The organism is Streptosporangium amethystogenes, assembly GCF_000721075.1.
Classification (GTDB): domain Bacteria; phylum Actinomycetota; class Actinomycetes; order Streptosporangiales; family Streptosporangiaceae; genus Streptosporangium; species Streptosporangium amethystogenes.
Genome location: NZ_JOEQ01000011.1, coordinates 203,200 through 228,733, shown reverse-complemented (window position 1 = coordinate 228,733; position 25,534 = coordinate 203,200). Strand labels below are relative to the sequence as shown.

Below are 25,534 nucleotides of genomic sequence, written 5' to 3'. Positions count from 1 at the left end.
TGATCCGTGAGATCCTTCGCACATGGTCCGTCCCGATCTGAACCTGCTGGTTACCCTCAACGTCCTGCTCGAGGAAGGCAGCGTGACGCGCGCGGGTGAACGGCTTGCGCTCAGCCCGTCCGCGATGAGTCGCGCGCTCGCGCGGCTGCGGCGGGCCACGGGCGACCCGCTGCTGGTGCGAGCCGGCCGAGGGCTGGTGCCCACGCCCCGCGCTTTGGAACTGCGCGACCGTGTGCACACCCTGGTCCAGGAGGCCGAAGCCGTTCTCCGGCCGGCCGAAAGGCTCGACCTAGCGACGCTGGAGCGGACTTTCGCCTTGCGTAGCAGCGATGGGTTCGTGGAGAGGTTCGGGCCCGCGCTGGTGGCGGAGGTTGGCCGCGTGGCGCCTGGCGTGCGGCTGCGGTTCCTGCAGAAGACCAAGAAGGACACCGCTCCCCTGCGCGAGGGCATGCTCGACCTCGAGACGGGCGTCATCGAGCACGCTCTGCCCCCCGACATGCTGAGCGAGCCCCTGTTCACCGACCACTTCATCGGGGTGGTGCGAAGCCAGCACCCACTGAGCACCGGAAAAGTGACGGCGGCCCGGTACGCCTCCTCGCGGCACGTGCACGTCTCGCGGCGCGGCCTGACGGAGGGGCTGGTGGATGAGGCCCTTCGCGCGACAGGCAACGAGCGGGAGGTCGTCACGGTTGTAGACGGCTTCAGCGCCGCGCTGGCGCTGGCGGAGGCCTCGGACCTGGTCGCCACCGTTCCGGAGCGTCACACCGCTAACCTGCGGCGAGGAATGTACTCCTTCGAGTTACCCTTCCATGCTCCCGAGGTGACGGTGTCATTGATGTGGCACGTCCGGCTCGACGCGGACCCGGCTCACCGATGGTTACGCGACCGCGTGATCGATGTGTCGTCGTCATAGTCGCCCTCGATCGCCCGACCCGGCCGGCGTAGGTCTTCTCGGTGTTGAACGCCCGGTCTGCCCCGCGCAATCCCGCTAGGTACCGTCACCCCGCTCCACCGTCAACGCTGAGATGGTCTCCAAACCTTGATCATCATGATCGCAGCCAGGTGTCTCGGGGTCACGATTCAGCATGAGATGAGCTGTGGTGAAGGCCGCCAGTGCCGGACGCCGTCGATGATGTCGGGATGAGCCGACCCCCCATCCGCTGGTGGATACCGGTCACTGGGCTGTGCGTCACGATACTGGCCGCGGCGGTGGTCGTGGTGTGAGCTTCCCCCGTTTTTCCGGAGGCTTTGGATCATGGTCCACGGATCATGGGAAAGGTCTCGATTATGGGGAAGCGAAAGTACCCGCTGGAGCTACGCGAGCGCGCGATGAGGCTGTATCGGCAGGCCGAGCCCAAGCCGGTCATCGCGCACCTGGCCGACCAACTGGGCATCCACCGGGAGGCGCTGCGGAACTGGATCCGGCAGGACCAGGCCGATCACGGCGAGCGTGACGACCTGCCGAGCACCGCGGTGCTGGAGGAGAACCGGCGGCCGGCCAAGGAGAACGCCGAACTGCGGCGCGTCAACGAGATCCTGCGGGCGGCCAGCGCTTATTTCGCCCAGGAGTTCGACCTGACCCGGCGGCGGTCATGAGGTTCATCGACACCCACCCCGGCCTTGCCGCGATCGAACTCATCTTGCGGGTCCTGGGCGTGCCCGTCTCCACCTACTACGGATGGCGTGAGCGCGTCGCCCGGCCCAGCGCACGAGCGGTTGCTGCTGGAGGAGATCGTTAAGATCCGGGCCGGTCACGAGTTCGCCGGCACCTACGGCTCACCACGCATCCACTTGGAGCCGCGCCGACGCGGCGTCCGCGTCTCCCGCAAGCGGGTCGAGCGCCTCATGCGCCAGGCCGGGCTGCAGGGCGCCTTCATGCGCAAGGGCTTCACGACCGGCTCCACCCGCCAGGACCCGCGTCATCAGGCGGCGCCGGACCTGGTCTGCCGCGACTTCTCCGCGTCCGCGCCAAACCGGCTGTGGGTCGCCGACCTGACAAGGATCCTCACCGGCCAGGGCGTGCTGTGGCCGGCCTCACCGGCTGGCGTCAGTTGACCTAGCGGCACGAACACGTGGAGAGCCGGATGCTCAGAAATGGGCACGTCCGGTTCGGCGGGCGGGCCGGGGAAACGGAACACCAGCGATGGTGTCACCGCGCCCCGGTCCGACCCGACTCATCCACTGAAAGCACCACCGCGCCCTCAGGCGGGTTGAAATACAGCCCCACCACGTCGCAGGCCTTCTCCACGAACAACGGATCGGTCGACAGTTTGAACGTGCCGGTCAGGTGCGGCTTGAGCTGGAACTTCCTCCAGATCCGGCCGATGGTGGACTTCGACAGGCCGCTGCGGGCCGCCATCGATGTCCGCGACCAGTGCGTGGCGTTCTTCGGGATCTCCTCCAGCGTCGCCACCACGACCGCTTCCACCTCTTCGACGGCGATAGTGGGCGGCCGCCCCGGCCGGGGCTCGTCGATCAACCCGTCCAGCCGATCGGCCAGAAATCGCCGCCGCCACTTGCGGACCGTGTCGGGCGCCACTCTCAACTCCCTGGCCACCCCGACGATCGGCGGAACCTCGGAGCCCGCGCACGCCAACACGATCCGCGCCCGCAGCGCCAACGACTGCGCCGAGTTCGCCCGCCGCATCCACCGCCCCAGCACCGCGCGCTCCTCATTGGAGAGCAGCAACGGCTCCAACTTCGGACCCCGACGACGCACCGGCTCACCGGAAGAAGAGTTCACACAGGATCTAACGATGGATTACCGGCGCAGGACACTAGGGGGCTTACGTGAGCGAGCCGATCGACCGCGCATTGAGTTCGCCAACCGGTTACGCGTCCGGGTCCGCACAGTTTTGTTAAAAAAATATAGAATATGTATAAGAATCGGGGATTTCTTCAACGGGGAGCATCATTGGGCCAGTACAAGCGAGTCCTTTCCGCATGCGCGGGACTCCTGCTCAGCACGACACTGTTATCCGCTCCGCAAGCCGCTCTCGCCGAAGACGATCCCGTCCCGGTGGCCGCCTACGGCCTGGACGAAGGCACCGGCACGGTCGTTGCCGACGCCTCGGGCCACGGCAACACCGGCACTGCCATCGGCATCACATGGGCGGGCGGCAAGTACGGCAAGGCCATCTCCCCGATCCACACGTCGAGCAGGGTGGCCGTCCAGGACGCCCCATCCCTGCGCCTCACCTCGGCGATGACAGTGGAAGCCTGGGTCAATCCCACGAGTTCGCAGAGCCAGAGATGGATGATCACCAAGGGCGGCGCCTACGGCCTCACGGCCGCCACGTCTGCCACGTCCGCCACGGCATCTGTCTCCACTCCGACCGCGAGCCAGGTCACCCTCCCACCCCTTCCCTTCCCGCGCCTTCCCATACAGACCTGGAGCCATCTCGCCGCCACCTATGACGGCCAGGCCCTGCGCCTGTATCTCAACGGCGCAATGGTGGCCGAGAAGCCCGTCCAAGGCCTCATTGCCATCACTACCAACGTGTTCGCCATCAGCCCGGCGGGCGGCCTCATCGACGAGGTACGGGTCTATGACACGGCCCTCAGCGCAGCCCAGATCAACGCGGATATGACCACGTCGGTGACCGGCGCTCCCCTGAACGGCCCGCCGACCGCGCCGAGCGCCCTGGTCGCCACCCCGGGATACGGCAAGGCCGCGCTCTCCTGGCAGGCGAGCACCGATGACGACGGAGTCGTTGACTATCAGGTGCACAGGTCCAAGGAGGCGGACTTCACCCCCACGAGTTCAACCCTGGTGACCACCGTCACCACCACGTCCTACGCGGATGTCCTCGCATCCGCCGGCACGTACTATTACCGGGTGCGCGCGCAAGACACCTCGCGCCAGCTCGGCCCGGCCTCCGACCAGGTTTCTGCCCAGGTGCCGGCCCCCGACAGCCCGCCCACCGCGCCGACGGAGCTGAAGGTGTCCGGTCGCAGCGGCTGGACGTTTCTGGAGTGGCAGGGCGGCTCAGACGACAAAGGGATCGTCTCCACGGAAATCCACCGATCGACGAATACCGGTTTCACCCCATCGGACGCGACCCTCATCAGGGTGCACCCGCGAAAAGACATACCGCAGTATCTGGACACCGTACCGACGGCCGGCACCTACTACTACCAGGTTCTCCACGTAGACACGGTCGGCCAGCGCGGCACGCCTGTGGAAGCGGCCGCGACGGTCGGAGCCGCTCCCGATCTCTCCCAAACCCTGGTCGCCGCCTACGGCATGAACGAAGGCAGCGGCATGACCGTAAGAGACAGTTCCGGCCTGGGCAACACCGGTACGGTCATGAGCGGCAGCACATGGGCGGCCGGCAAGTTCGGCACGTCCATGGAGTTCACCGGCATACTTGGCGAAATCTTCGCGGGGCCGTCCACGTCGCTGCGGCTGAACAGAAGCATGACCATGTCCGCCTGGGTCAACCCCGCGCGCATGGACACAACCCAGGGACTCCTTGATTGGACGGCGGCACAGAATGGCCACTGGTTCGAGCTGGACGCTTCCACCTCGGGGTACCCGTTTCCATACGCCAGGGCAATGGGCACCAGGGACGGCGTAAGTGAAATAGTCGGCACCGAAGCCACCACCGCCCTGCCCGTCGGGGTCTGGAGCCACCTGACGGTCGTTTTCGACGGTGGCACCCTCATTCTCTACGTCAACGGCGAACTGGCGGGGCCGATAGGAAAGCGTACTTTCGATTTGTCCAGCACCAGCGGCACCTTCTGGATCAGAACGGGCGGCAGCTCCGACTCCTATCTCGGCAAGATCGACGAGGTCCGGGCCTACAACTCCGCCCTGACCCCGGCCCAGATCAAGGCCGACATGGGAATACCGATTAGTTGACGAGAAGGTGTGGCTTTCGCGCTCGCGCGCAAGCCACACCTTGCATGCCGCACGACGCCGAAGGGCAGGCTGGTGGTCCTGCGCCGGGTGGCTTCCTGACGGGAATCCACCAGCCCCAGCCACAGGGTGTCGAAGAGGTCGATCTGGCCGTGGCCGACATAGTAGAACAGCGCGACGTCCCGGATGGGTTCAAAGAGTTCCACCAGCCGGTCGAACAGGTCGCCGGGCTGCCTGACGTCGGAGATCACCGTCGGGCCGGTGCTGCTGTCCGAGCAGGTGACACCTGATCGGAGGCCTTCTCCCGAACGTGACCCCAGCTCCAAAAGTAGCTCTGGGTTATCGCGTCGACACTGTGTGATCTACGGGATGAAGGTCACGGTGAAAGTCGTCCCGGCCGTCCGGAATCGAGCAGGCGTGTCGTTGCGGACGGCTTTCGCGACGCGGGGCGGAGGTATCGCGTTCCGGGACCCTCGATATGACCGGCAGGATCGAGTGTGGCCCGACCCTGACTCGGCTGCGATGTCATGCTTCCGGCGCATTGGCCGGAAAGCCGTGTGACCATTCCCGCCGCGGTGGCGTCTGCATGTGACGTGACAATCGAAACCGTTCGGGGGGCGACATCATCGAGGAGCTGTACCGCGAGCACTGGCCGCTCGTGTGCGGGTTCCTCCTGCGCAGGACCCGTGATCCGCATCTCGCCGAGGACCTGGCGCAGGAGACGTTCATCAAGGCGACCAGGGCACTGCTCGGCTGGCGGGGGGAGAACGCGGCGGCGTGGCTGCTCACGATCGCGCGTAACGCCCTGGTGGATCACGTACGCAGGAGCCACCGCGAACTGGCCCTCCCGAACCCCGACGAGCTGGGCGTGCCGCCGCTCCACGTGGAATCGCTGGACGTGCGCGACGCGCTGGAGCGGCTGCCCGAGCAGCAGCGCCGGCTACTCACGCTGGTCTACTTCGAGGGCTTCTCGATGGTGGAGGTGGCCGCGATGACCGGCAGGTCGCACAACTCGATCAAAACCGCGGTGTGGCGGGCCAGGGCCGCCTTCGCCGACCTTTACGGGGAGAACCAATGAACATGCCTGAGATGCCAGACCTGCCGGACTTCGATCCCAAGCGCACCCGGCGTGCGGTCCGGCGGGGGCTGTACAGGACGGTCGCCCTCGTCCTGGCCGTGCTGGCGCTGCTCACGGTGGCCGCGACCGAGGGCTCGTCCCTGCTGCAGACCCGCGGCGACCGGGAACGCCGCATGCAGACCGTGCTCGGCACCGCCTTCAAGATCTACAACCCGGCCTATGCGGTGACGATCGGCTCCTGCTGCCAGACCACGCCCGTATCGATGTCGTTCGAGGTGGCCGCGCGTCCCATGGGGCCGGTCGGAGCCTGGCCGGTCGGGAGCGAGACGTACACGATCAGTCAGGACTTCTTCGGCCGCGTGCGACGCCTGCCGCTGGGCCATACCGCCAACACCAGGCTTTCCCAGTCCCTGTTCAACGTCGGCACCACACTGACGACCAAGGACCAGGTGCGCGCGGTGCTCGCCCGGCTGCCCGCCGACCTCAGCGCACTGGCGGTGGTGGAGTTCGAGCAGCCGCTCGGCGAGGCCGACCTCAAGGCGTTCGTAAAGCGGTACCGCTCCTGTGCCGAACAGGTCGTGTACGAGCGCAGACCCGGCTCCCTCCCGATCACCTGGGGCTTCGACTACTGGACCGACGCGCTGGACCTCGGCAAGGGCGGCGACATGACCGATGAGATGTGCGGTGGCAGCCTGCCGCGGTTCCGCGACTGGGTCGGCCTGCTGCGTGACCACGACAACGCCAACCTGCGCTCCTTCGACCTGTCCCTGAACCGGCTGCGTAAGGCGGCCGAGGCCGGGCTCGCCTACGGCTACGTGGACCAGTTCAGCTCGGTCCGCGAGCTGCGTGAGCTGCTCAAGGATCCGGGGGTGCGCACAATCCGCCTGGCCGGCGTGACGTTCGACCTGGACCGGCCTCGCCCCTAGCACGCACCGCCTCGGCGAGCACTCGGACCAGGGAGGACACCCTGGGTTCGTGGAACCCCACGCACCCCGTGCACCCGGCGCGACAGCCGGGCCGGCACGCCGGCCAGGAAGCGAAATCAACTCTCAGCCGACCACGCGAAGATCGAGGCCAGAAGCGGCGAAGCAGCCGTCGGGACCGTACCCCGGGAGTTTCCCGCATTCAGTCGTTTTTGTCTTTGCGGTTTTCGCAGGGCAACGGAATGCCAAGATGATGACATGACGGGTACGGGTCTGCGGTCCGCCGCATTATCGTCGGCGGGGGTCCTTCTTCCAGTCGCCCTTAGCGTAGCGGTCAATCAAGTGCTCAACGCAGGCGTGTGGAGCAGGCCGTGGATCGTGGTCACCGTGGTATTGGCCTTCGCCGGGTGGTACGTCACCCGTCTGATCACACGCGTCTCGACTCCGGCCGCCGGGGATCTCACACAGGTCAAGGAGCGACTGGCGGGGCTGGTGGTCGATTTCTGGAATGCCGAGATAGCAAAACGGTCTCTCGGCGATCCGCCGATTCCCGTCCCCTGGCATCTCACCCAGCGGGCCAAACTTATGGACCACCCGCACCTGATCGCCGAGGGTGAACTGTCCTTCACCGGCCGATCTGACGACATCGCCGCATTGGCCACCTGTTTCCGCCGACTGCCCCGCCGTCGCCTGGTCATCACCGGCGGCGCCGGGACGGGAAAGACCACCTTGGCTGTTCAACTCCTCGTACAGCTGATCGATACCCGCAAGCCGGCGGAGCCGGTGCCGATGTTGCTACCGGTCGCCGACTGGGATACGGAGCTCTATCCGCGCTTACACGATTGGATCGCGGAGCGTCTACGGAATGACTATCTGGCTCCGAAAATGCCCGACCAAGGCCGCGATTCTGCGGAAATATTAGTCTCGGGTGGTCATATCCTGGCTATTCTTGATGGCCTGGACGAGCTGCCCGAACTCGCTCGCGCGAAAGTGATCACCCAGCTGGGCAAAACCCTGGCTCCGCGGGATCAGGTAATCATCACCTCCCGCACCGTCGAGTATTCCGACGCTGTCATGAACGCACGACGTGCGGTCCGGGCCGCCGCTGTCATCGCCCCCAAGGCGCTGACCCCCAAAGTCGCCGGTGACTATCTGGCCACCTGCCTCCCGCCTCACCCTCCGCAGCCCTGGAGCGCTCTGCTGCAAGCTTTGCGGACCGGCGCGGCGCCTGCTCCAGCGGCCATATCCTCGACCGCGTTGGGACTGTGGCTGATCCGAACGGTGTACATCGACCAGGATCGGGACCCGACCCCGCTGTTCACGGTCTACCGCGACGACGTTCCCGCACTGCGCGCGCACCTGATGGACAACCTCATCGAAGCACTGCTGATCGCCCAGAAGCTGTCGGGGAGGACTCATCGGAAAATCCCACGAGCCTGGGATGCCGAGCGGATACGCCAGTGGCTGGGCCGACTTGCGACGTACGCCGCGGAGCGCGGGGCGCCCGATTTTGCCTGGTGGCAGATAAACCAGCCCCGGCAGGGCGGATTGAGGATGCCACCTAGATGGGTCGTCTCGCTGGCTGTCGTACTTGTTTATGCACTACCTGTCGCGGCCGCTGCCGCGCTGGCCGGGAGCCCGATACTTGGACTTGTCGCCGGTTTCGGCTTCGCGTTCGGAAAATCGATCGACGCACCCGAGCCACCGGAGTTGAGGCGGCTATGGATCTGGCGACGCGTCGCCACGGCGCTACGCGAGAACAGTGGCCGTATTACTCCCGCATTTCTCACGATGAGCCTGCCTTTGGCAGTAGGGGTGGCGGCCATTCAGGGGATCGGAGCCGGGATCTTCGTAGCCGTGACTTCTACGCTCACCCTCTGGGTTGGCTTAGCGCTGCAGGCGAAGTCCCCGTCAAAGAATTCCGGCCAGGCGCCGGTGGATCGGCTTCCGCAGTTCACCAACGCTCTCACCCCCCTATCCGCCTGGAAAATCAACCGGTCTTTAGTAGGACTTCAACTGATGGGAGCACTGGTTTTTGGGGCGGTTTTGGCAATCTCCTCGGACTGGGTGTTCTCATATTTCCCCGGGCCGCGAGACATCTGGAGTGATATTGGACTGGGGGTGACAGTCGGAGGCAGTGCCGGTCTGATACAGCGGTCACAGCATGTCTGGTTGACGTCCTGGATCACGTTCATATTCTTGGCCATCTCGGGCGATCTGCCGGTGCGCACGATGAGGTTCTTCGATGAAATGCACCAGCTCGGCCTGCTACGCGCGGTCGGCCCGTTCTATCAGCTCCGGCATGCTGAACTACATGACCATTTCACAGCGGTGGCCGACAGAAATCAGCTGCCTTCGGGTGGGGTCGCGCTGTGACTGGGGCGAGTGAGATAACGGATACGCGTCATCGGGGTGGACTGTCGTCCTCGGGCGACAGGGTTGGAGGGTGCTGACTTCTCTGTCCCCTGCGGACGCGGTGAAACTGGTGCTGTCCACGATCGGTGCCGCAGTCGGCCCCGACCGCGCTCAGGCCGAGGAACAGGCCGGACGGCTGGCCGCGGAGCTGGAAGGATCCCAGCCGGCACTTCGGCAGGCCGGCGCCTACATCGCCAACACTCCCGGTGCGGACCTGGCCGGCTACCTGCGCCTGCTGCGCACCACCTCTGGAGGCGTCCCGGGTGCCGGCGGGGCGGTGGCCCGGGTGTGGGCGCTGACGTGCCCGCAGATCGAGCAGGCCGACCCCCTGGCGATCCGCGCGCTGCGAGTGCTGGCCTGCTACGCGCCCGAGGACCTGCCGCGCGCGGTGCTGAACGGGCTCCAGGGCGCCGAGGAGAGCGCCCTGGACAGCGCACTGGACCTGCTGGTCTCCTACGGCGTGATCGACCGGTCGCCGGATGGTCTGCTGGTAAGCGTGCACCGTCAGGTCCAGGCCGTCGTCGTGGCCGGACTGACCGAGGACGAGCGCGCCGCCTGCGGAGCCACCGCGACCGCCCTGCTGCAGGCGGCGCTTCCCTCCGATTCCAGTCATCCCTTCTCGTGGCCGGTCTACGCGAGCCTGCTGGCGCATGCCCGCGCCGTCCTGGCCCTCGACTCCCCCGCTATGGGCTCCGTCATCGAGTACCTGTACGACAGGGGCGAGTACAGCACCGCCCTGTCCCTGCAACGCCGGCGCCACACTGTCATGCACGAGACCCTGGGTCCCGAACACGCCGACACCTTGGCCGCCCGCGCCGACCTCTCCTCCCTGGTCGGGGCGATGGGGAACATCGCCGAGGCCCAGGACCGGTTGGCCGAGCTGGAACCGATGACCGAACGGCTGCTGGGGCCGGACCACCCCACCACGCTGGACGTCCGCGCCAACCTCGCCAGCCTGGTCGGAACAGCGGGGAACGCCGCCGAGGCCCGGGACCGGTTCACGGCGCTGGTACCGGTACTGGAGCAGGCCCTGGGTCCTGGGCACTCCGTCACCCTGAACGCCCGCGCCAACCTCGCTTTCTGGGCGGGGGAAGCGGGGGCCCCGGCCGCCGAGGCCCGGGACCGGTTCGCGGCGCTGATGCCGGTGCTGGAGCAGGCTTTGGGCGGCGAGCACCTCATCACCCTGAACTCCCGTGTCAATCTCGCCCGCTGGAGCGGGGAAAGCGGCGACCCTGCCGACGCCCGAGACCGGTTCACAGCGCTGGTGCCGATGTTAGAGCGGGTCTTGGGCTGCGAGCACCCCGTTACCCTGAACGCTCGCGTCGGCCTTGCCCGCTGGAGCGGGGAAAGCGGCGACCCTGCCGACGCCCGAGACCGGTTCGCGGCACTGCTCCCCCTGGTCGAACGGGTACGAGGTCCTGAGCATCCTGTCACCTTTGAGATCCGCAGTGCTCTCGCCAATTGGGTAGGAGAGGCCGGGGACGCGGCCGGTGCCCGGGACCGATCCGCGGCGCTGGTACCGGTACTCGAACGGGTCATGGGCACTGAGCACCCCATCACTCTGGACGCTCGTTTCCAGCTGGCCCGCTGGACGGGGGAGGCGGGAGACGCGGCCGGCGCCCGATATCAGTTCACGATGCTGATACCGGTGTCCAAGCGAGTGCTGGGTTCCGAGCACCTGATCACGCTGGCCGGACGCTTCCACCTCGCTGTGTGGATGAGTGGGGCGGGGGACGCGGCCGGGGGGATGGACCAGTTGGCGGTGCTGGTGCCGGTGATCGAACGAGCCCTGGGCCCCGAACACCCCACCACGCTGGCCGCCCGTTTCTTCTTCGCCTCCTTGACGGGGCAGACGGGAAACACCGTCGACGCCCGAGGCCAGCTGGCGGTGCTGGGGCCGATGATCGAGCGGCTGCTGGGGCCGGACCACCCCACCACGCTGGTCGTCCGCGCCGAGCATGCCCACTGGGCGAAGTACGCCAGACGCTCGGCGTGGAGACGATGGTTTCGGAGACGATGAACGATCAATAGGCCAAGAGGTACTCCCCGCGAACAACCGGCCCTGGCCGGGAGAGGGTTGACCGGTGCGACCGTACGTCTTAGGGCGTCCTTCAGCCGACCGGCTTCGCCCTACGTCGGCGATACGGGGGGCCTGGGGGACGATTGCATGACATGCTTTTCGCCTCATCCGGTACCGGTGGCGGGAAGCAGGGCAGATGCGGGCACAGCGGTGGTGGTCAGCGGCCGCGTTGCTCGCGCTCCTCCCCTCGGTCATGGCCTGGTTCGGCAGCGACACCATCGCGAGCACCGGTCTCTTCTACTACGACTTCCACGTCATCGACGGGATCGGGATCCTCCCTCTGTCGCAAGGCCTCGGCATCGGCTATCTGGGCTCTGTCGGCGTGGGCATCATGCGGGTGCTGTGGGATGCCGAAGTCGTCGTGCTGGCCTTCGCGCTCCCCGTACCTGCGGTGGCCGTAGCGGCCTTGCTCCGGCGAAGGTGGCGGGATCGAACCACCCTGGTTCTGGCGGTCGTTCTAGGAATTCTCGCGGTGGTCAACCTCGCCGCCAACGTCGTCGGCCCCTGGTCGGACCTGACCCAATGCCCGCCGACCGATCACCTGTCTCTTCCCGACTGGTACTCCTGCTACAGGAACGGCACGGGGGTGGGTATTCCGCCCTTCTTCTACGGTCCTGCTTACGCCTTTGCCTCCCACACCCTGATCGAGATCCATCGTCGCAACCTCACCAATATGCCTCATCACCCTGGGGCGCAAAGCAGCGTTGACGTCGTTGACTGACATTCGGTCCGCGGACCGTCTCTGCCTCGGCAGACAGTGACGCCAATGCTTCCGATTGCTGGTGTATCACCTTGTCAGAGTAGGGACTGTGCGATCCGCAGGACGTCTTCGGCGCATCCCCAGGAGAGGGTCACACCTGCTCCGCCATGTCCATAGTTGTGAACGCAGGGCACCTTGTTCGCCAGGCGATCGATCTCAAGTCGGACGGTTGGCCTGACTGGCCGGATTCCGACCCGATGGTCCACGATGGAGGCGTCGCTCAAGCGTGGATTGATCTCGCAGCAACGAGCCAGAATCGCTTTCCCTATCGCGGAGTCCGGGGTGCGGTCCTGTACACCGTCGATCGCGGTGCCGCTGAGTATGACAGTCTTTCTGTGAGGGTAGATCGCGGTGAGACGATCTGATGATTCACGGTCCTCACTGAAGAAGTCAGTCACTCCCGGATTTTCCACCACCAGGTGATCCCCACGCACTGCGCGTAGCAGTGGGTCCACGGCCAGTTCCGCTGCCCCGTATCCAGAGCAGTTGACAACCAGATCAGGCCGGCCTGCCTCTTCGAGGGAGGTGAGAGTGGCCTGTTCGATCTTTGTCCCGGTGGCTGACAGAAGATTCTCCAGGTATCCCAGATAGGTCGGCATCTCTATCATCGGCGTGCTGTATCGCCAACCCATGACGAAGCCTTCTGGCATGTCCTGTGCGGCGCACGGTGTCCACTCGGCCACCTCGTTCAATAATTCGTGCCAGACCGGTGGCGAGACCGTACGTCGGGCTGCCTGAATGCCCGAGGATATCCGCACCCCCGCTGCCGGAACGTGCCCTGCGAGATGCCGGAAGATTCTCAGTGAGTGGGAGCTCCAGCGAGCGACGTCGCCGGGAGGGCCGGCGCGGAAGGGGCCCCAGAGGGCAGCGGCCACCGCTGAGGAGGTCTGCTGCGGGAGTTCGGAGGCGATGACGGAGATCTCCGCTCCCGTCTCTTTCAACCTCAGCGCCGTTGTGAGCCCGATCACGCCGGCGCCAACCACCGTGATCTTCACAGTGTCCTCTGCTCAGAGTGGATGCGGCTGAGCCCTGCTTTCGTCATGAGCTTCTCCAAGGACGGTGGACCGGTAGACATATGCCAATGACGAGTGCGGACCGAAGAAAATCGCCGGGACCAGCCTTTGTGGCTGTCCGATGACTCTCTCCACGGCTCTCAGGTAGTTCCAGCGAATCATTGGATAGGCCGAGTGAGCGAAATGCCGCAGGTCTCCATAGGGAAGCAGAGTGTGACCGGCAAGAGCTTCCAGCACGGGTCTTCCATGATAAAGACGCTGGCAGCGCGCGGCCTCGACACTCACCCGGTTTCCGCAATCCGGCGGGCGATCAAACCATCGATGCTCGACGAGCAGAGATATCCACGACAGCTCCGGATAGATGAGGATCCGCGGGATCAGGAAACCGAAGGCAAGTCCTATTAGTCCACCCAGCAGACATGCACAGACCGCCATGACGGCTGTCGACAACAACACCCACCTTCTTTGCCGACTCGAAGTCAGGACCTGCCAGATGTCCCTCCCCGTCCGGCAAACCCCTCGGGGAGTCATCGGGAACAGAACACCCAGAAGAAACCTGATTCTCGTGCACCCCGGGGAAAGGCCGGCGTTGGCGAGATCCTCCAGGTTGGGATCGACTCCGGGAATGATGGCGTTCGGGTGGTGGCGCTGCACATGCACAACTCGCCGCTGTGTCAGATCTCGCAGCGCGAGCGGAAACTGGAATCCCATGTTGGCCAACAGGTCACCGACATGACGGGCGCGACAGAGCGAGCGGTGCACCGCGTAGTGGGAAACCTCCTGTAAGCAACGGAACTCCATCGAGACCAGTATCGCGATGAGCACCCATACGAAGAGGTTGTCCGCCACTCCGCCAATCACCCAGAGGCCTGCTATTTCGAGCCAGTGTCCGATGACGACACAGGCCGGTGTGTAGTTATTGGCACGGGCGCGTTGGAGTCGCTTGATCGAGGCTATGTCGTTGCAGGAGGGACGATCCTTGCCGGATCCCGGAAGACGGCGATATGGAGAGAACCACCAGTGATCGATCTGGCAGGCGATCAGCCCGATCAGAAAAAGGATCAGCCCATTGGCCATTAAACGAATATCCCCTTTTCTTTCAGCCAGGCGCGGTTCTCGTTCTCCAGATCAGCATAGGCTGCGATCTCCGCGGGGAACGACTCGCCCTGCACAAAGGACTCTCGCTCGGCGTCCAGGATGTCGTCGATGGCGACATCAGCCCGGTAGACGAATGTTGCGTTACCTTCGAGAGTCGGCATCAGATCGCCATTCTCCGTTCGGAGGGTGACCTTCGCCATTCCTCCCGCATTTCTGACAGTGACCTCGCTTACCTGTGTGTTCGCCACGAGTCGTGAATACACTGCCGATGACGCTACGACGGCCGACCCACAGGATGGCGTCAAACCAACTCCACGCTCGTAGGTTCTGACAAATATCTCGTCGGGCCCGACGGGGTAGACGAATGAGACATTCGCCCCGATAGGAAACTGATCAACGTCTGCGGCCACGATGCCTCCGATACGGACAAGCTCCTGCTCATCGTAGTAATTGACGATCGCCACAAGATGAGAGTTGGGCACGGCCAAGGCGGTAAAGGTCAGATGTGAATCCAGGACAGGAATAGATCGATCAACCCAGAGCGCGGAGCCGGCCACTATGGGACTAGGTGCCGTGAAAGACACCAGAGGTAGATCTACTGAGACCTGACGCACACCGCCTGCTGTTTCCGGAACTGTGCGAACAACGAAACGATGGCGGCCTGACATAATAGATGTCGAGGTCTCGGCCCTTCGTTCAAGAACATACCGTCCGAGACATCTCATTCCGTTTCCACACAGGTCTGCCCGCGAACCGTCCGGGTTGAAGAAGGTGGCCTCCGGCACTCCGTCGACGTGATCCACGAAGTAGATCCCATCGCCGCCGAGCGGTCCGTTCCGATCACAGATGCCACGAACCAACTGCACCAGGTCCACCTCTTCGGGGAACTGATCATAAGGAGATTCAATGATGAAAATATCGTTCTTCGAGCCGTGGGTCTTCAGGATCTCGATACTGTTCATATCTCCCGCAATCGATTATCTGTGCTTACTTAAAGCTGCGCTGATCTCCGCAGGCTTCCATCTGGAATCGACCAGAAGTTCCCGAGCCACCTGTTCATATGAATGAAGAACGGCCGGAGCCGCAGACGAGTTCTCCGCGCCCCAGATCTCCTCGAACTTCTTCACCCATTTGTCTATGCGCTTGAAGTAAACGCTACTTCGACCTTTGCTGTATCCCGCATCGCCCTGCTCTTCCTCAACCAGCACGGCCGCTGCGGCCACTACCACGAAGTCGACCGCCTGATCGGGCCTCAACCACTCGCGTACGGCGATCCCGCACTGAACACCCAGTGACCGGTGAAGGTCGACGAGGTCGATCAGGTCTTTGGCGTAGCTACGTTTCGTCAGATCCGACAGGCGGCAGACAAATATGCGTAGAATAACGCCGCCGGACTCGATCAGTCGACGGTTCTCCACGAGGTATTCCCTACGCTGGGTCAACAGCCGAGGATCTGTTGTGAGATCGGTTGCCATAATTTTTCGTGGTTGACATGAAGAGTCGATCAATGTCCGATACAGCAGCACGCTTATTCGCGGGACCTCCGCCGCGTACAGGAGGAGATGGCCATCGGCGATCTCCTCCGTGTCCTCCATCAACTCTCCTTCGAGAGTGGCGCTTATAAGTTCGAAGTACGTTGGATCAGACATCGCCCGGCCGCTCGCTCGCCTGAATTGTATGTAGGTTGCCTGCAACCAAGCATGTCGGATGACAATTGCAATCAACAAGCCAGTTTCAACGACAAAGAGGATCGTTGTTACCGAGGCTTGCCCCAGCGCCCACGCGGTCAACGGAACGATGAGACCAAGCAGGCCAACAAATGTATTGAGAGCCGTGGAGGTGAGCAGGCGAACCGCTCCCCTGGGACCTTTTCGACGGCGCGTCAAATCGGGCATCAGGCTCCCTGCTTTACTTGTTTACCAGGAGTTACGGGTCCACAAGCCGGTTTTCGCACTTCACATCTGCTGACTTATTACCTTCACTTGCGCTTCACAGAGTACATCTCCAGCATGACCTTGGGCAGAGGAAAGCAGTGCCCCACGACCTGCGGTTACGCTCTCCCGCGACATTCAGGCAGCCGACTACCCAACCTGGCATACCTCAGATATCCAGCCCGTACCGATCTGCCATGGCAACAGGAAAGATGCCTGCCCACGCAACCGTTCGCCATCGATACCCCCAAGCCAGGGACATCTTTTATCGATACTAGTTTCATCTCAAAAAGCTATCAATTCCGACGAACACCTAGATATCACCCAGATCGCATCAAATGATACATGTTTGCAAAATGTGCCCAAAAAGCTGACTAAATTACTTTGATAGCCGATTCGGGATAACGGGCTAATCTAGTCAACTACCGGGCGGCCGAAGTGGCAATACCACTCAGAGCCGTTACAACGGATACAGATGACCCGAATCACCTTGATGGTCAGTCGACCACCGACGGCACGAGCGTGGCCGACGGGCACAGGACAGGCGCGATCTCTGCACGGTCCTGGCATGGGCGGCTACGCGCTGGAAGTGCTGTGACCGGGAAGGTTCACCGGGTTGCCGCTCGCGGTGACCAGGTCACCGCGTGATCACCCAACCCGGTGAACGTATGTGGTCACAGCACTAGAGCTGTGGGTCAGCGGCTCGAAGTAGCGACAGCAGGCCGTTGATGGCCGCGTACTGCTTGGGTGAGGGAGGGTCGGCGGAGAAGTGCATGAGGTCGTTACGTGCCCTCCGGACCTTCTCCAGATATGGGCATCACCACCAGGCCGCCTTCCTGGATCTCCTTGGAGAATCGCCAGAGTTACCCGGCCCAGTTGGCGATGACAACCGGTGAGCTCTTCGGATAGGCGCGCCGCACCTCTTCCTTGAGGTCGTCCCGGTGCGAGTAGTGCCCGATGTCTCCGAGCTCGCGCCACCCAACGACCGCGAGGCCCTCGGCCAGCGCCTTGTCCTCTTTTCTGCTCTCCAGCTCTTCGCCACCCTCGCCGTCCCGGCCGCCACGGATCAGCCATGCCAGGGGCTCGCCTTCCCGCCGGAGTTTCTCCCCCACGACCGATCTCCCTCCGGTGCCTTAAACGAGAGTGTCCAAGGGCTTTCCGATCCAAGCTGATACGCCGTCGGCTCGCTACCGTTATCGCTCGATCGATCAGACATGGAAACGCACCGAAGTGATCATCACTGCTGTCGACCAAGCGCGTGACCATACGGCGAACGGTACGGGGCCACGGCCTTGCGATTCCTGCCATCTGTGCGAAGCGGAGCCGGAGGTGGCGCCGGTCCCGACCGAATCGAGGGTGGGATCGCGGACGACAGGAACGGTCGCGGCCTCACCTACCTGTACCGAAATCAACTTCCCGACGGGATGTGCACACGATCCCGCCAGGACAGCCTCATCTGGTTTTGACCGTCGGCGACCACAACTGCATCCGGTAGAGCTTGACACAAACGACGTCAGCGGGGAAGTCGGACTCTTCGGTATTGGTCAGTTTCCTGGTCTGTACGCGGGCCGACCAGGAGGCGTCCTTCACCCCGGTGTCGAACTGGAGGTACTCGTCCCACTCCTCGGCGAAATGCTGGACAAGACCAATGGTTCCGGAACCGAGACAGAGCTCCCCCTCCCACATCTGGGTCCAGGTGGCGAGCCCTTCCGGGGCCCCGTCCCAGAGCTCGTATCTGACGTGGATCACAGAACCCTGCGGAGAGTCGCTGGTGATGTTCACACCGTTCTGCCCAACTGAGATCATCGGTTGCTGCCTGTGCAGCATCTCACCAGGAGCGGGTGAACCTGTGGATACACCATCCGTCACCTCCGTGATCAGGAACTCATAACCCAGGTGGATGACGATGGAATCGAGGGCACTGACGAGAAGGGCGGCCACAGCGATCGGACCTTTCTGAAAAGAGGGCAGCGGGTTGTTCCAACCCGCACCAGAGCCTGCGAGCGAGCCCAGTGGCCTCGCATCGAACGTTGGCCGGGAAACTTCTCGGTGGGGAACAATCGTCCCGGCCCGGGGAAGCCCGGTCACGGTCAGGAGATGCACCACCAGTAGGGCTTGGGGGGGTTATCTTCCCTCACCCTTAAAACAGGTGACATACCGTCTCCTACCCGAGGTAACCAAGTCCTACCAGTCGAGTAACCGAATCCAGAAAAGATCGCGCGGCTCAGCGATTCCCAGCCACTGGCCGAGCAGATCAAGAAGAATCACGTAACCTGTTGACACAAACAGCGGAGTAAAAGGTCAGTGCTGCGCCCAGAACTGAATGAGATAAAATTCCAGATCAAAGGAGGTGCCATGGCGGTCGTTTGTCATCGGCTCTCTCAGGCGCCGCATATAGGCGTGAACACCCCACACTGTTTCGCGGTGTCCCAGGTCGAAGATCAGTCGTGCAGGGGGGGTGTTCAATCCAATCCGTCAAGCAGACCTTGCCGGAAAAAAGAGCGATCTCCCCCTCCCCCTCCCGCTCCTTGGTCCATGATTCTGAGGAGAACGGTGACCCATCCCAAAATTCGAACCGCACATCGACCGCCTGATCACTGAATTCAGTGGTGACCAAGAGGCCGTTACCGCTTGTAGCGAACCAACCCCACTCCCCGTCGGGACCTCCCCAGGGATCCTCCGTTCCTTCCGTACCCTCTTTTGCCGAATAGATTTCTTCGTCGATGACGACGAACGTCTTGTTTGAGACCCATACCGTGTCGGTAAGCGTGCAGGGCCCCGGCGTTCCTGGGTTCTGATGCGGTATGGCGACGTTGAGCGTTTGGCCAGGTGGAAGACGGAAGAGCGCGACTTCTGCTGATCTTTCAGGTCTCAAATCCGAAAATCGCCGCAGGAGTCGCACTCGTGTTCCCATCTTCCCCGACCAGCTCCTGCTGCGTCCCTCTTCTTGACCAGCTCACCGACCTGGCGTTATGGGAAGCGGAGCTGACAGCTGATCCGGTCGTGGTGGAATCAGCGTTGATGCGCCGACTGGCGGCGGTGCCGGATCAGCGCTCGGCGTGCGGGCTGCGGCATCCGCTGGTGGTCATCTTGACGTTGACCGCGTGCGCGACGCTCGTGGTCGGCGGCGACAGCGTGGCGGCGATCCGGCAGTGGGCCGCCCGGACCTCGCAAGCGGTGTTGAAGCGGCTGGGCGCCTACCACGATCCGTTCACCGACCGGTTCATCGTGCCCAGCGAGCGGACCTTCCGCCGGGTCCTGGCCGAGGTGGACGCCGACACGCTGGACGCGGCGATCAGCGGATATGTGACCGATGTCGTCCGCCGAGATGCTGTAGCCGATCACTCACAGCTACTTTTCCTCTGGTGGCGTCGACCCGACCTGAACCGGCTGCGCAAGGCGCGGCCATGTGGACCGGCTCAGCTCGGTCCGCGACCTGCGGGAGCTGCCCAAGGCCCCGAGGCCGCTGGTCGGCGTGACGTTCGACCTGGACCGGCCTCGCCCCTAGCCCGCGCCGCCTCGGCGAGCACTCGGACAACACCTCCGTACAGACCGGAGGCACGGCCGGTTTCTCACTCTCGTACGGCGATGACCAGCTTGCCGCGCGCGTGACCGGCGATCAACTGCCGCATCGCCTCGGGGACCTCGCTCAGCGGATACGTTCCGCCGATGGCCGGCGTGATCGTCCCCGCCTCGGCGAACTCCCTCAGGAGATCGAGGTCCTCCCCCCGCTCCCGCGCCAGCATCATGCGGAGCCGCTGGCCGACGAACGGCGACAACATGACCGCGCCGAGGGAACGTTCCATGCCGCCGAGCCACTTCCCGCCGTCCTCGCCGCCTGCGAGGACGAGAGTGCCGCGAGGCGTGAGGGCGCGCCGCAGGCGGGCCAGCGGGCGGTTGCCGGCCAGGTCGAGGATGAGGTCGTAACGGCGCCCGCCCTGGGTGAAGTCCTCGCGCGTGTAGTCGATGACGTGGTCGGCGCCGATCGACCGGACCAGGTCCGTCTTCGCCGTACTGCACACGCCGGTGACCTCGGTGCCGAACGCCTTGGCCAGTTGCACCGCGAACGTCCCCACGCCGCCTCCGGCGCCGGTGACGAGCACCTTCTGACCGGGCTTGACCTCACCGGCGTCGCGGATCGCCTGGAGAGCCGTGATCGCCGAGATGACGACGGCCGCGGCCTGCTCGAACGTGAGGTTCGCCGGTTTGCGGGCGAGCTTGCGCTCGCGGGCGCACGCGTACTCGGCGAAGGTGCCCTCGCCGATGCCGAAGACCTCGTCGCCCGGCCGGAAGCGGGTCACGTTCTTCCCGACCGCTTCGACGCGCCCGGCGAGTTCGCGGCCCCGGACGCGGTCTCGGGGCGCGCGGAGCCCGAAGACCAGCCGCACCGCGTACGCGAGGCCGGTCATGAGGTGGACGACGCCCTGCTCGACCCCGGCCGCGTACACCTCCACGAGCACGTCGTCGTCCCCGGGAGTCGGCCGGTCGATGTCCTCTAATTTCAGTACGTCGGGTGAACCGTACCTGTCTTGAACGATTGCCTTCATGATGTCTTCTCCTGACTGTCCGGATACTGGAACACGTCGTCGAGCGGGGCGCCGAACACTCTGGCGATCTGGAAGGCCATCTCCAGGGAGGGCGAGTAGCGGCCCTGCTCGATGGCGATGATGGTCTGCCGGGTCACGCCGACCCGCTCCGCCAACTCCGCCTGGGTCATCTCGCCCTGTGCGAACCGGAGGGAGCGGATCGAGTTCGTGACCCGGGTCGGCTTCACCACGGGTGGAAGCCCCTGCGGTAGGCGAAGATCTTCGCGATCGACCCGAGAATGGCCGACAGGACGAACCCCAGGTAGATGACGTTCGCGATCCAGAAGTAGTCGAACTCCACCAGCGCCATGGCCATCGCCGTCACGCCGCCGATGACGGTGAACGACTGGCCGACGAACTCGCCGAACTGGTTGATCTCCCGGTCGCGCTGGTCCTTCCTGCGCGCCCCCTTGGGCACGACGGCGCCGGCCATGATGTTCAGCACGACCCCGGCCACGATCGCTCCGCCGACGCTCCACAGCAGCGGCGACACGTACGGCGCCTCGGCCAGCGGGCCGTCTCCCACGCTCCCGAGGACGACGACCAGGTAGGCCGTGTACGCGACGACCGAGACCATCAGCATGATCCACGCACTCTTCTCTTCTACTGCCATGACGGAAATGTAAAACAAAGTCGACCCTGTGTCTACTATTCTTTACATCACTCTGCCCACGAAGGCAGGCCCCGACTCGGCCATGGGGCCCGGCAGGCGTCGAACAGCTCACTCCGGGCGTCGTCATGATCGGCGGCATCGTCCCCGTAGGTGACGACTGGATGATCAGCGGAGCATCGACGGCCTTCCCCGCCGAGGTCGCCTCCGCCGCCCTCGCAGGCGTACGAGACCTGCGGCTGAGGAGTCCAACGCTGATCTTCATCAACCCCGAGAAACTCGCCAAGGCCCGCGAGATTCAGACCGCCCAACGCGAATCCTTCATCGACCTCTGCGGAGGCGACCTGATCGTCGTGCCGGGAGACGAGGTGAAAGAGAAGGTGCTCGCCTTCTACCGGCACGACTACGAGCGGGCCGGGAGCAAGAGCGGCCCTTGGACGGAGCCCGACCTGCCCGATCCCGGCTTCACCCAGATGGGGATGGTCGCGATCGTCCTCGACGAGGAGGACGGCCTCAGCTTCCACCCGGACTTCGACCTGCTACAGGAGGTCTTCGCCGGCCCCGCGCTCATCGTCCGCGGCCGGTGTCGCGAGGTGGTCGCCGACCGGACACCTCAACACCTTCGAGGGCAGCGCATCCAGCCGAGGGGTCTCAACGAAGTGCCTGGGTGACGCGTTGTCTCAGAGTGCGGTCCGCCGATACTGTCGGGCTCGCGCCAGGCGGCGGCGGTGATCTCTTCGGTCTGGAGTCGGCCGACCTCGGTGGCGGTACGGAAGAGAAACCGGAAGTCGATGTGCCGGTGGTCCGGTTCGCCCTTGGCCGGGTTGGCGGGGATGGGGTGGATGTCGAGGTGGAGGGGACGCCTCCCGGCCGGGGTGACGGCGGCGGGGATGCCGGTCTCCTCGGCGAGCTCGCGCAGGGCCGCGTCCAAGAGGGTGGCGTCGGATGCCTCCAGGTGACCACCGGGCGGCAGCCAGCAGTCCAGGGCGAGGTGGCGGATGTCCAGGATCCGCCCGTCTGGGTCGGCGAGGATCGCGGCGGCGGTCGCGTGGCCACGGAACTCGTCGCGGGTCATGAGGTCCGTGCCATCGTCCAGCAGTTCCAACGCGGGAGCGAGGCTCTGCTTCTTCTCACCGCCGAGCCCCTATTCGGCTTGACGACCGAGTCGAGGCATCCTGCCGCCGCGCATGCCCTCTCGTGCGCGCGCTGAACTTCCGGTTCACACGCGTCACACGATGGAGATCGACCGCACCTGGGTGTTGCCCTTGGTTTCGACGTATACCTTGTAATCGCCGACGGTGTAAGTGCCGGCGGCGTTGTTGTTGATGGTGAACGTGGCCGTCACAGGAGACTCGCTGCCGTCGATGTGGGTCTGCTTCACCGTGATGGTCAACTCGTTCTTGTTGCCCTTCAACTTCTTCACCACCGCCGACGGCTCGGCGTCGGTGACCGCGTTGGCGACTGTCACGTAGACCGCGTCGGGCGAAGAGAACTCCGCGTTCTTGTGCCCATCACCGAACAGGAAGAAGCCCCGTTGTTCGATGGCTCCGCGCCCGGGGAACGGATCCGGGTTCGAGGCCAGGTACGTCGGATTGACCGTGTACAGGTCCGTCTTGGAATCCGCGAGGACGGCCTGCACCCCGGCGTACGGGGCATCGGTGATCGCGAGGTTGACCGACAGGTAGATGGCGTCGGGGTTGTTGGCCGAGATGCGCGAGGAGAAGTACTTGTCCGCACTCTGCCCCGCAGGAACGGCCAGCGGCACAACCGCGTCGCCGACGAGAATGTTGAACCGGAAGTCGCCGTAGCCACCGGCCACGAACTTCGCCCAAGCCGCGTCCGACATGTGGCCGGGGCGCTCCACCTTGAACTCCAAGCGCATCGGCGACACGTACGTGGTGTTCAGGTACTCGGTGTCGGTCAGGGGCAGGTAGACCCCTCCCGGGGCGTGCCCCAGCGCGAAAGCCGAGGCCGTCGGAGCCGAGTTGCCGCGCCCGTTCCACATCGGGATGTTGAACGAGGTGGCGCCGAGCAGGGCCTGGGTGCCCAACCGGCTCGTGCCGACAGCGGCCGACGCGTCCTTGTAGGTTCCGATCGTGACGTCGAGCAGGTCGAGGTCCGCCCGGTCGGAGTTCAGCCCCGGGATGCTCGCCCACATGAACTTGGCACCGGCGGGCCCGGAGTACCGGGCCATCTCCAGCATGCCGTCGGCCATCATCTTGGTCATCTGCACTGCCGAGTCGACCTTCATCCGCTCGTTGGCCGTGTGCCACCAGCGCTCGTTACCCGGGATCACCGCGCCGAAGGCGGTCATCTTGTTGCGGAAGTTGCCGGCCAGGGTGCCGCCGGTCGTGCCCTGCGGATAGACCACGTCCCTGAGGGAATACGGATCCGCGAACTTCTCCGGGTTGCGGTTGATCGAGGCTTGGTAGCTCCCGAACTGAAGAGCCGTCAGCGGGTTGTCGTGAGTGACGTACAACCCGGCGCCGACGGGCGAGCCGAGGTTGCCGATGGTGAACCCCTTCGCCTGGAAGGCGGCCGTGACCGCCGCCGTTGCCTGGCTGGAGTCAGCCGCGGTGACGTGCATGCTGCGCACGTACATCGGCATGCTGAGGCTTCCGGAGGCGTCCGGGTAAAAGCTCGTCGGGGTCTCCGAATTGATGCCTCCCATGAGGGCAAAGGTCAGGTTCGGGGTGCCGTTGCTCGGGTTGCGCAACAGGCTCGCCGGGATGCCCATGTACTTGCCGATATAGGCTTCGCCTTCGACACCGTCGCGGAAGAACAGGTCGGCGATGCCGTCGGCGGCTTTCTTCAATTGCATGTCGGCGGCCGTGGTCCCCAGTGCGCCGAGTCCCTTGGAGAGGAGGAACATCCCCCACACGACGGCGTTCCTGCCGTACTGCGGGGTCGGCATCTCCATCGCCACATCGGTGTTGATCTCCAGCGTGAGCGAGTCGCCGGTGATCATGGTCTGCACCTTGGGGGTGGTGCGGGGAGCAGCCGGGAGCCAACCCTTCGTGGTCGCGGCGGCGGTGATCGCCGCTACGAATCGGTCGCGCTCGGCGGAGCCGGCCCCCGCCACGTCGAGGGTGAAGATCGCCCGGGAGGCGATCTGCGTGGTGCTGCCGTAGGCGATGTCCTTGAGCGTCGGATCGCCTTCACGCAAGGTGACGCCGGCTGTGGCATCCGTCAGCCGGAAGGCCTTGGCACTGTCTGCGGACAAGCTCATCGACACCGACGGGGTCACCGATCCGGAGTTGCCGACGATGACCGGGAACCGCGAGTCGGAGGTGTAGGCCGCGATCGGGACCTCCTCCCGGTTGAGGTTCTTGTAGGCCCAGTTGTCGTAGAAGCTCGGGTTCGAGTTGTACGGGATGGACTGGAAGGTGGCGGTGTTCGTCGTCGAGGGCGTGCCGGGACCGCCGTCTTCGTAGATTCCCATGACGATGCGGATGCGTCGGTCGAGGGGCAACCCCGCCTTGAGCAGCGCCTTGGCCGCGAGCAGCGTCGCCAGCGTCGGACCGCTGTCGTCCTGCACGCCCGCCCCGTAGACCCAGCCGTCCCGGACATAGGGCGAGTGGTACGCACCAGGAGTGCCGAGGTTGCCATCGGCGTTTCGCCAGCGCGCCAGCTGGGCCGGCGAGACGGAAGCCGTCGGCGAGTCGAGGTGGCTCAACGCCATGACCATCTCCGGGGCGTCCGGGTCACCGATCTCCGCGTAGACGTACTTGTCGGGCTGGCGTTGGACGACCACCGGGAAACCCAGGTCGGTGGCCAGCTTGACCACCCAGGCGAGCTTGGCGACCTTGCGGTCGTACTCGTTCTGGTTGGCTTCGGTGTTGCTGACCGGGAAGGGGTACGCCGTCGCGGCCGTGCCGCCTCGGGAGATGGAGTCGTAGCTCGACCCGTCCAGCATCGCCCCGATCAGACTGAGCGGGTCGTAGGTGCCGTCCCCCGCCCGCGCGCTGTTGACGCGTCCAGCCAACGCCTCGACTTCCGCGTGGATCGCGTCGCGCTCGGCGTCGGTCACCGACAGATCGTAGGTGACACCCGGTTGGAAGCGCTCCTCGCCGGAGCTGGTCGCGGACGCGTTAGCCGCTACCCCCGTGGACAGGAGCAATGACACGCCAAGTGTCAGCGCAAGAGGCTTCTTCCGCGTCACCGCGATCTCCCTGAATG

24 protein-coding genes are annotated in these 25,534 nt (G+C 64.5%); 11 read left to right on the top strand and 13 right to left on the bottom strand.

The genetic code is table 11. The features are described from left to right. Positions 1-22 precede the first annotated feature (22 nt). The 3 genes from IG98_RS0118400 (at position 23) to IG98_RS0118390 (ending at position 2,055) form a co-directional block, all read left to right on the top strand. Entirely contained in the window at positions 23-913 is an 891-nt protein-coding gene (locus IG98_RS0118400) for a LysR family transcriptional regulator (protein ID WP_030913383.1), read from the top strand. 374 nt (positions 914-1,287) lie between these two features. Continuing rightward, complete coding sequence (locus IG98_RS0118395) at positions 1,288-1,596, top strand: transposase (protein WP_030913382.1); 309 nt, start codon at positions 1,288-1,290, stop codon at positions 1,594-1,596. Between the two features lie 87 nt (positions 1,597-1,683). Then, positions 1,684-2,055 carry an IS3 family transposase gene (locus IG98_RS0118390; protein WP_169750140.1) on the top strand — a complete coding sequence of 124 codons (372 nt, stop codon included), beginning with the start codon at positions 1,684-1,686 and terminating at the stop codon, positions 2,053-2,055. Positions 2,056-2,149: 94 nt separating this feature from the next. Here the strand turns inward: IG98_RS0118390 and IG98_RS0118385 are convergent, their stop codons facing one another. Then, positions 2,150-2,719 carry an IS630 family transposase gene (locus IG98_RS0118385; protein WP_245651615.1) on the bottom strand — a complete coding sequence of 190 codons (570 nt, stop codon included), beginning with the start codon at positions 2,717-2,719 and terminating at the stop codon, positions 2,150-2,152. A 195-nt stretch (positions 2,720-2,914) separates the two neighbouring features. Between IG98_RS0118385 and IG98_RS0118380 the strand changes: the two genes are divergently transcribed. Further along, positions 2,915-4,864, top strand: a complete 1,950-nt coding sequence (locus IG98_RS0118380) for a LamG domain-containing protein (protein ID WP_169750139.1) — start codon at positions 2,915-2,917, stop codon at positions 4,862-4,864. Here the strand turns inward: IG98_RS0118380 and IG98_RS48775 are convergent. Then, entirely contained in the window at positions 4,804-5,112 is a 309-nt protein-coding gene (locus tag IG98_RS48775) for a hypothetical protein (protein ID WP_084195451.1), read from the bottom strand. The genes IG98_RS0118380 and IG98_RS48775 overlap by 61 nt on opposite strands. Positions 5,113-5,483: 371 nt before the next feature. On the opposite strand from IG98_RS48775, the gene IG98_RS47005 reads away from it, so the two are divergent. From IG98_RS47005 to IG98_RS0118355, 5 genes are all read left to right on the top strand, one after another. Continuing rightward, positions 5,484-5,939: a sigma-70 family RNA polymerase sigma factor gene (locus tag IG98_RS47005; protein ID WP_084195450.1), complete on the top strand. Its 456-nt coding sequence runs from the start codon at positions 5,484-5,486 to the stop codon at positions 5,937-5,939. A gap of 2 nt (positions 5,940-5,941) precedes the next feature. Then, positions 5,942-6,865, top strand: a complete 924-nt coding sequence (locus tag IG98_RS0118370; protein WP_030913374.1) for a hypothetical protein — start codon at positions 5,942-5,944, stop codon at positions 6,863-6,865. 375 nt (positions 6,866-7,240) lie between these two features. Then, positions 7,241-9,238: an NACHT domain-containing protein gene (locus tag IG98_RS0118365; protein WP_030913373.1), complete on the top strand. Its 1,998-nt coding sequence runs from the start codon at positions 7,241-7,243 to the stop codon at positions 9,236-9,238. 70 nt (positions 9,239-9,308) lie between these two features. Next, positions 9,309-11,297: a tetratricopeptide repeat protein gene (locus IG98_RS0118360; RefSeq protein WP_157594390.1), complete on the top strand. Its 1,989-nt coding sequence runs from the start codon at positions 9,309-9,311 to the stop codon at positions 11,295-11,297. A 196-nt stretch (positions 11,298-11,493) separates the two neighbouring features. Further along, positions 11,494-12,078 (top strand): hypothetical protein, encoded by a 585-nt coding sequence (locus IG98_RS0118355; protein ID WP_030913371.1) that lies wholly within the window; start codon positions 11,494-11,496, stop codon positions 12,076-12,078. A 74-nt stretch (positions 12,079-12,152) separates the two neighbouring features. Here the strand turns inward: IG98_RS0118355 and IG98_RS48770 are convergent, their stop codons facing one another. From IG98_RS48770 to IG98_RS0118325, 6 genes are all read right to left on the bottom strand, one after another. Then, positions 12,153-13,112: an FAD-dependent oxidoreductase gene (locus tag IG98_RS48770; protein ID WP_084195448.1), complete on the bottom strand. Its 960-nt coding sequence runs from the start codon at positions 13,110-13,112 to the stop codon at positions 12,153-12,155. 12 nt (positions 13,113-13,124) lie between these two features. Then, the gene (locus IG98_RS48765; RefSeq protein WP_084195447.1) at positions 13,125-14,207 is read right to left on the bottom strand and encodes a fatty acid desaturase; all 1,083 of its coding nucleotides are present in this window, start codon (positions 14,205-14,207) and stop codon (positions 13,125-13,127) included. Beyond that, positions 14,207-15,190 (bottom strand): diaminopimelate epimerase, encoded by a 984-nt coding sequence (gene dapF, locus IG98_RS48760; RefSeq protein WP_084195446.1) that lies wholly within the window; start codon positions 15,188-15,190, stop codon positions 14,207-14,209. The genes IG98_RS48765 and dapF overlap by 1 nt, the downstream gene beginning before the upstream one ends. 15 nt (positions 15,191-15,205) lie before the next feature. Beyond that, entirely contained in the window at positions 15,206-16,123 is a 918-nt protein-coding gene (locus tag IG98_RS0118335; RefSeq protein ID WP_051752385.1) for a hypothetical protein, read from the bottom strand. A gap of 899 nt (positions 16,124-17,022) precedes the next feature. Next, complete coding sequence (locus IG98_RS0118330; protein WP_030913366.1) at positions 17,023-17,271, bottom strand: hypothetical protein; 249 nt, start codon at positions 17,269-17,271, stop codon at positions 17,023-17,025. 340 nt (positions 17,272-17,611) lie between these two features. Then, entirely contained in the window at positions 17,612-18,265 is a 654-nt protein-coding gene (locus IG98_RS0118325; RefSeq protein WP_157594389.1) for a hypothetical protein, read from the bottom strand. 723 nt (positions 18,266-18,988) lie between these two features. Here IG98_RS0118325 and IG98_RS48755 point away from each other — a divergent pair. Next, positions 18,989-19,771 carry a transposase family protein gene (locus tag IG98_RS48755; RefSeq protein WP_157594388.1) on the top strand — a complete coding sequence of 261 codons (783 nt, stop codon included), beginning with the start codon at positions 18,989-18,991 and terminating at the stop codon, positions 19,769-19,771. Here the strand turns inward: IG98_RS48755 and IG98_RS0118315 are convergent. The 3 genes from IG98_RS0118315 to IG98_RS0118305 are packed head-to-tail and all read right to left on the bottom strand — an operon-like array spanning position 19,732 to position 21,358. Further along, positions 19,732-20,706, bottom strand: a complete 975-nt coding sequence (locus IG98_RS0118315; RefSeq protein ID WP_030913362.1) for an NAD(P)-dependent alcohol dehydrogenase — start codon at positions 20,704-20,706, stop codon at positions 19,732-19,734. The two genes, IG98_RS48755 and IG98_RS0118315, sit on opposite strands and share 40 nt — an antisense overlap. Then, positions 20,703-20,936: a helix-turn-helix transcriptional regulator gene (locus IG98_RS0118310; RefSeq protein ID WP_030913360.1), complete on the bottom strand. Its 234-nt coding sequence runs from the start codon at positions 20,934-20,936 to the stop codon at positions 20,703-20,705. The genes IG98_RS0118315 and IG98_RS0118310 overlap by 4 nt, the downstream gene beginning before the upstream one ends. Beyond that, positions 20,930-21,358 (bottom strand): hypothetical protein, encoded by a 429-nt coding sequence (locus tag IG98_RS0118305; protein ID WP_030913358.1) that lies wholly within the window; start codon positions 21,356-21,358, stop codon positions 20,930-20,932. Before IG98_RS0118305 ends, IG98_RS0118310 begins: the two co-directional genes overlap by 7 nt. A gap of 125 nt (positions 21,359-21,483) precedes the next feature. On the opposite strand from IG98_RS0118305, the gene IG98_RS0118300 reads away from it, so the two are divergent. Then, a complete protein-coding gene (locus tag IG98_RS0118300; protein WP_030913356.1) occupies positions 21,484-22,026 on the top strand; it encodes a hypothetical protein in 543 nt (180 codons plus the stop codon). On the opposite strand, the gene IG98_RS48750 is transcribed toward IG98_RS0118300, so the two are convergent. Both IG98_RS48750 and IG98_RS0118290 read right to left on the bottom strand, forming a co-directional pair. Beyond that, positions 21,969-22,460 carry an NUDIX hydrolase gene (locus IG98_RS48750; RefSeq protein WP_211264014.1) on the bottom strand — a complete coding sequence of 164 codons (492 nt, stop codon included), beginning with the start codon at positions 22,458-22,460 and terminating at the stop codon, positions 21,969-21,971. The two genes, IG98_RS0118300 and IG98_RS48750, sit on opposite strands and share 58 nt — an antisense overlap. 123 nt (positions 22,461-22,583) lie before the next feature. Then, positions 22,584-25,385 (bottom strand): M20/M25/M40 family metallo-hydrolase, encoded by a 2,802-nt coding sequence (locus IG98_RS0118290; protein WP_157594387.1) that lies wholly within the window; start codon positions 25,383-25,385, stop codon positions 22,584-22,586. Between the last annotated feature and the right edge of the window lie 149 nt (positions 25,386-25,534).